This window comes from Neisseria sp. HMSC065D04 (genome assembly GCF_001815675.1).
Lineage (GTDB): Bacteria > Pseudomonadota > Gammaproteobacteria > Burkholderiales > Neisseriaceae > Neisseria.
Genome location: NZ_KV821529.1, coordinates 3,548 through 8,761 on the forward strand (window position 1 = coordinate 3,548; position 5,214 = coordinate 8,761).

At 45.7% G+C, this 5,214-nt stretch carries 8 protein-coding genes and 1 tRNA gene; 1 reads left to right on the plus strand and 8 read right to left on the minus strand.

Annotated elements, in window-relative coordinates; translation table 11 throughout:
- Nucleotides 1–98: 98 nt before the first annotated feature.
- Complete coding sequence (locus tag HMPREF3050_RS09065) at nucleotides 99–509, minus strand: Ag473 family lipoprotein (protein WP_003755882.1); 411 nt, start codon at nucleotides 507–509, stop codon at nucleotides 99–101.
- Nucleotides 510–710: 201 nt separating this feature from the next.
- On the opposite strand from HMPREF3050_RS09065, the gene HMPREF3050_RS09070 reads away from it, so the two are divergent.
- Nucleotides 711–786, plus strand: a tRNA-Lys gene (locus HMPREF3050_RS09070).
- Between the two features lie 37 nt (nucleotides 787–823).
- Here the strand turns inward: HMPREF3050_RS09070 and HMPREF3050_RS09075 are convergent.
- The 7 genes from HMPREF3050_RS09075 to HMPREF3050_RS09100 all read right to left on the minus strand — a co-directional run bounded on the left by HMPREF3050_RS09075 (nucleotide 824) and on the right by HMPREF3050_RS09100 (nucleotide 5,028).
- Complete coding sequence (locus tag HMPREF3050_RS09075) at nucleotides 824–1,816, minus strand: tyrosine-type recombinase/integrase (protein WP_246830258.1); 993 nt, start codon at nucleotides 1,814–1,816, stop codon at nucleotides 824–826.
- Nucleotides 1,726–2,055, minus strand: coding sequence for an excisionase family DNA-binding protein (locus HMPREF3050_RS13665; RefSeq protein ID WP_094113374.1), 330 nt, complete (start codon nucleotides 2,053–2,055; stop codon nucleotides 1,726–1,728). Before HMPREF3050_RS13665 ends, HMPREF3050_RS09075 begins: the two co-directional genes overlap by 91 nt.
- A gap of 264 nt (nucleotides 2,056–2,319) precedes the next feature.
- Nucleotides 2,320–2,769 carry a hypothetical protein gene (locus tag HMPREF3050_RS09085; protein WP_070774520.1) on the minus strand — a complete coding sequence of 150 codons (450 nt, stop codon included), beginning with the start codon at nucleotides 2,767–2,769 and terminating at the stop codon, nucleotides 2,320–2,322.
- Nucleotides 2,769–3,632, minus strand: coding sequence for a P-loop NTPase family protein (locus HMPREF3050_RS09090; RefSeq protein WP_349267287.1), 864 nt, complete (start codon nucleotides 3,630–3,632; stop codon nucleotides 2,769–2,771). Before HMPREF3050_RS09090 ends, HMPREF3050_RS09085 begins: the two co-directional genes overlap by 1 nt.
- A 43-nt stretch (nucleotides 3,633–3,675) precedes the next feature.
- Nucleotides 3,676–4,227 (minus strand): TrbM/KikA/MpfK family conjugal transfer protein, encoded by a 552-nt coding sequence (locus HMPREF3050_RS09095; RefSeq protein ID WP_070774522.1) that lies wholly within the window; start codon nucleotides 4,225–4,227, stop codon nucleotides 3,676–3,678.
- Between the two features lie 109 nt (nucleotides 4,228–4,336).
- Nucleotides 4,337–4,504 carry a hypothetical protein gene (locus HMPREF3050_RS14640; protein WP_019271420.1) on the minus strand — a complete coding sequence of 56 codons (168 nt, stop codon included), beginning with the start codon at nucleotides 4,502–4,504 and terminating at the stop codon, nucleotides 4,337–4,339.
- 74 nt (nucleotides 4,505–4,578) lie between these two features.
- Nucleotides 4,579–5,028 (minus strand): hypothetical protein, encoded by a 450-nt coding sequence (locus HMPREF3050_RS09100; RefSeq protein WP_070774523.1) that lies wholly within the window; start codon nucleotides 5,026–5,028, stop codon nucleotides 4,579–4,581.
- Nucleotides 5,029–5,214 lie beyond the last annotated feature (186 nt).

The window sequence follows — 5,214 nt, forward strand, 5'->3', positions numbered from 1 at the left end:
CGCCGTACTGGTTTAAAGTTAATCCACTATAGAAACCAAAAGGTCGTCTGAAAACCAACTTCGGTTTTCAGACGACCTTTTTATGTCAACACGACAAATTATTTAGCAGCGTCTTTCATTTTGTCCGCAGCTTCTTGAGTCGCATCAGCAGCTTTGTTCAAAGAATCTTTGGCTGCATCGGTAGCCGCTTCTTTGGCTTTACCGGCCGCTTCTTTAGTTTCGGTAACGGCTTTATCTGCCGCTTCTTTTACATCGGTAGCCGCTTTGTCGGCAGCTTCTTTAGTTTCAGTCATGGCTTTATCGGCAGTTTCTTTTGCATCAGCCGCAGCGTCTTTGACTTTATCTTTCGCTTCTTGAGCGGCAGAGGCAGCAGAATCAGCGGCAGAAGCTGCAGTGTTTTTAACATCGGACGCAACGGCTTGTGCCGCTTCCTTAGTCTCTTGCTTGGTCTCTTGGGAACAAGCCGCCAAAGCAGCCGCCATCATTGCGGCAATCAGTAATTTTTTCATGTCCTATCCTTCTTGAATTTTTGGTTAAGATTTTGGTTAAAATGCTGTTTTATATAAACAGCCCGAAAAATTGTAACACATATCATGTTAATAATCTCTTCTATATGACGATAAACAGTGCTTTAAGTTCTATTTTGTTCCGAAAAAATACAGAAAAACATTGACACTGCTCATCTGTTTCTATAAAATTCACAGCTTATCGGGTCGTTAGCTCAGTCGGTAGAGCAGCGGACTTTTAATCCGTTGGTCGAGCGTTCGAATCGCTCACGACCCACCACTTTTCCTAAGCCTAAACAATTGTTTAGGCTTTTTTCTTAGCCACCGCCTATCTTGGGGTGTGCCTGTTTTGTGTCGAAACTAAGACCGACACTGTCCAATATAGCCGCGTGTTCGTGCAAATGTTCGGGGGCTAGATGGGCATACTTCTGAACCATCCCGACATTTTCCCAACCGCCCATTTCCTGCAAAGCGGCGAGCGGAACTCCGGCTTGTACCAGCCAACTTGCCCAAGTATGCCTCAGATCGTGCCATCTGAAATCAACAATGCCTGCCTGAGACAATGCGTTTTTCCAAATACGCGAACTGATGCTTTTCACGGGTTTGCCGTTTGGTTGGGTAAAAACAAAAGATGGATGCTTGCCCTTCCGTTTTTCCAATATACCGAGTGCCGTCTGATTCAGAGCAACACCGATAGCGCGCCCTGCTTTGGCTTCGTCGGCCTCAATCCATGCCGTCTTGCGGCTTAGATTGATCTGCGACCAATTCAGCCCCAGTACATTGCGTTGCCGCAAGCCTGTCGCTAAGCTGAACACTGCCATATCGGCTAAATATCCCGGCAGGGCATCAATCAGCCTTTGGGCTTCTTCATGCTTCAGCCAACGGATACGGCGTTTGGCTTCACGATACAACTTCAACTTCGGCACGTTGTCCAGCCAGCCCCATTCTTTTTCCGCCTTATTCAAAATCGAACGGATTAAGGCAAGATAGCGATTTTTGGTACTGTCTGAACAAGTCATGCGGTTGATGGTCTGCATGATGAAATCACGGCTCATATGGTGCAGGAAGACACCTCTGAAATGAACCAGGCAGCGCAAACGGCTGATGTCATCCCTGATGCTTTTCTTGTCCCCCATCTCTTCAATCCACCGAACTGCCGCTTCATCCCACAGCCGTTTCGGTTTTTCGTTGAAATGTTCCTGCTGCCATAATTCATGTTTTAGTTTGTCGTGCAGCCTTTGGGCTTCATTTTTTTCTTTCGTGCGAGAAGATTGTCTAATTCGTTGACCGCTTTGCGTTGTAATGTCAATGTAATAGACGCCGTTTTCGCGTTTATAGATCGGCATTTTTGTTCACTCCTACTTTCGAGTGAAGCCAGCAACCGCGCATTTTCCAGTTCGGTCAAAAATGCGTCAAGTGCGGGCTGCGTGATACAGTATTTCCGCCCGGGCATGGAGGCTGCCAAACGGCCGGAGCGGATGTGTTCCCGTATGGTTTCAGGGTGGCATTTACAGTATTGCGCCGCTTCTTTCACGTCATAAGTTTTCATGGCTACCTCACTGTTTCATAGACCGTATAAGGGGCATTTTCCAGCAGCAGCGACAGCCGCCGAACTGCCGCATAGCGTTTAATACGCGGCTCAAGTACCAAAAAATTGCTCCTGTCGATATAAAACAGCAGGCAGAGATAACCCTGCCTGTCTGTATCAATCGGAACCAGTTTGTAATGTGGGTATTGTTCCTCATGTGGGACAAACAACCTACCTACTTTTTCGGTAACAACCTTTATTCTTGATTCCGTTAACATATAAACCCTATACAAATTTTGGAATAAAGAGCCCCAAAAGAATAATTGCAAAAAATATCAATGCAGCGACTAACCAAGAACGATTCATTTTAGCTACCACTTCATCAATATGCGCCTGAGTTTGCTTTGCAATTTTTTGTTGAATGGAACTGGATATACGTCCTTCGCTTTCGGACAATTCTTTGCCGTACCCTGCCAGCAGATCAGCCATAATCTGCTCCCGATAGGTTTTCAAATCTTCCGCAATCTGAACCGCCGCTTTCAGCGGTTCTTCGATTTCGGCAGTGATTTCGTCAAAATCCTGACGAGTATGGACACGCTGCTCAGCGAACAAAGCCTTCAGACGACCTTCCTGCATCAAAAGGATCGGAATAAGTGGATCATCCGGCGTCAGTTTCACTCCCGACAGACGAAACGTTTCTGCAATGATGCTATCTACATCAGACTGATTCATCATCACTCACTTCCGTGTTCATGTTGATTCGCCAAGAATGGGACTTGATTCAGCTTCTCCCACAAATCGCGTTGTACAGTTCTCAAGCGTTGACGTGGCATCAAGCCAAATACGTCAGATGTAATTGCTTCGGATAAAGACAGATTTTTGCTTGTCATCTCCTCAAGGTCTTTCCCAAAAGTGTCGGGATTGCGGTTTGGGATATGGACGACGCCGATAATTTGGTCTTTAAATTCTTTATAAACTTTAAACTGGTCAAACGGTTTTTCCTGCTCCACGTTTCCCCGAAAATCGTTCAACCACACAACAACCTCGGCTTTCAGGCTTTTCAGTATTTGAACCAAACCTGTAATACAGTCGTTCAATGCCTGTCCGCCCGTCAACGGCACATGGATTACCATTCTCACATTATTCTCGGCCAACAACTCCGGAATTGAGTTCTCCGCCATATAGGACATCAACGGCACAAACGTTGCCGCTCCGTTGTCAACAATGGCTATGCCTTCTTCGAACACCAATTTTTCCACCAAACCGTCAAAATTACGCGAATTGATGGTATTGTGTTCCGTCATGATTTTAACCAGCTCGGGTTTGAAAGCCTGATGACGCAGGAAGGTTTGGTTTACAGGGTCGGTATCGAAGCAGTGCAGCGGGATAGGCAGAGCACTGGCGTTTTTTAAGTAGTCAGCGAGAAATGAGGCAATCGTAGATTTACCGACACCGCCCTTACCCTGAGCAATAAAATGGACTTCCTTCATGGCATAACCTTTCGTTTGTAATGTTTTTTCACAAAAAGAAACCTGCTCGTCCTTGAACAGGCTTTCGTTTGTAAAAAAGCAGCTCTTACCAATTTGGAAGAGCTGCATAAACTGCTAAACATTATGCCGATGTAGAGCAGGAGTGAAATTTTCAGTGAACATCAACCCAACGACCACCGGTTTTCTCTTCGCCGACATAGCGCACCTTGTCGCCAGTGGTTGTAAAACCATGTTCAAAATATGCTTTGCAGTATTGCGGTTTTTCGGGGCGCACACGGAATTTTTTTACCAACTTACAGTTTTCCTGTTTGGTGTAGTTTCGGCCAAGACGGTTATAGGTTTTCTGTTCGCAAACCTGTTCCCATGCCGAATAACGCATCATTCGGTTCAACTCTTTTGCATCACAACGACCGGCACCTTCCGCAATGGCATCTACCAATCCGGCCATTTCCCGATTTTCAGAACTTGCCGGACACATCTTCAAAAAGTTCCGACGTGCTTTGAGCGTATCGCCCAATTTCTTGTGTCGGATCGAAAAATAACGCTTAATCGATGGCGCACACTCGCTCGGACGATCGCCCGAAGACAGACACAAAACCGCTTCACACGCCAATCGTGTATCGCCGGTCAGTGCATCGTCAGCATAAACGGCGGGCGCGGCACCCAGCAACGCCGCTGTAAACAAACCCAAGGATTTTTTCATACACATACCTTTTCCATATTGAAATAAAAGACGAAAAAAAGGATAATCTGCGTACCCCTACGAGATTATCCAATTCTCCCAAAGCCGCTTTTGAAAGAAAGCGGCTTTTTTATTGCCAAGCAACCGTTCGAACCTGAAACTTGCGTCCGTCCTGAACGATATTTACGCATAAATCACTATTGCCACGCATCAACAGGTCAACCTGTTTGGATGCAGCCTTCATGCTTTCGTAAGTGCCAATCACAATTTGTTTGACGGGCTTGCGGAGTTTTTTCATGTTGCTTCCTTTCGCTTTTAGATAAATTGAAGGTCGTCTGAAAACTTTTTTCAGACGACCTTGTACAGAATCGATTACTTATCAATTTCAGTCTTTAAATCCGGTTTAAAGGTTAAATCCTTATATTTATATCGTTCCGAATGACCATGATAGGACAAAAAACACTTAATGTCACACTTGTTTTCAAAGGGTAACTGCCCAGCTATATATAGATCTTGTGCATTTTTCTCTGGAGGCAAATTAGTTGTACACCTGTTACTCAAAATCTTCTGCAACACAAGCTCAAATTCCCGCGCTGTTTCTCGGGTTGAATCTCCTTTCTGTCCGTATATAAAGGCGAAAAAGGCTTTAATCAACAATTTTCGCTCTTCCTTGCTGTAATCGTCTTGAGGAATCATACCCCGTGAAATCATGCGCTCCAGCATTTCACGTTCTTCCTGATCGCGGCGGTATTCCACTGCATGGCGCAGTTTGGCATCTATGTTTGCCTTCAGTCGGACTAAGGTGTCGTTCTCTTGCTTCATTTCGCGTCTCCGTCAAAATAGGCTTAAATGCAGGGCTTCCACCTGCTCCCCGACCTATTGCCGGTAGTCAGCCTTATCAGGGCATCGCTCAAAACGGCAAAGCGCGATAACTGCCTTGCCGCCGATTTTTACCCTCCCGCTACTGATGGTTGTTCACGGGTAAAGTGCTTGTTCACACAACATCAC